This window comes from Paraburkholderia sp. NMBU_R16 (assembly GCF_013282575.1).
Lineage (GTDB): Bacteria > Pseudomonadota > Gammaproteobacteria > Burkholderiales > Burkholderiaceae > Trinickia.
The window spans coordinates 1-305 of sequence record NZ_JAAAYE010000352.1; the positions used below are offsets into that span (position 1 = coordinate 1).

The 305-nt window shown below is 59.3% G+C and carries 1 protein-coding gene; it reads right to left on the minus strand.

Going from position 1 to position 305, the window contains the following annotated elements; genetic code table 11:
- On the minus strand, window positions 1-193 hold a 193-nt coding region (locus GWC77_RS29960), incomplete at its 3' end, for a transposase DNA-binding-containing protein (protein WP_302181397.1).
- Window positions 194-305 lie beyond the last annotated feature (112 nt).

Here is a 305-nt window from a genome sequence, read left to right on the forward strand (position 1 = left end):
GCATCCGCTTTTGCGTCTGCTGCCAATGCGGCTCCAGAATCGCATGCCACTGGACCTTCTCGTTATCGAAAAAGCGGTACGCCGCTATCGTTTCGCCCCAACCGTGGCATGCCTGAGGCACACTGGCCGTCGGCTCGGCCGACATTCTTTCCATCAAAAGCCTCGCTCGCTTGTTCAGGCGTGCGTATTCCAGGCAAACCGAACGCTCATTCCACGCTAAAGCGAACGCTGATTCCACGGTTATCCGAACGCGCATTCCACGCGCAAGCGAACGCTGCGGACGTGGCGATGCGGGCCTGAGCGTT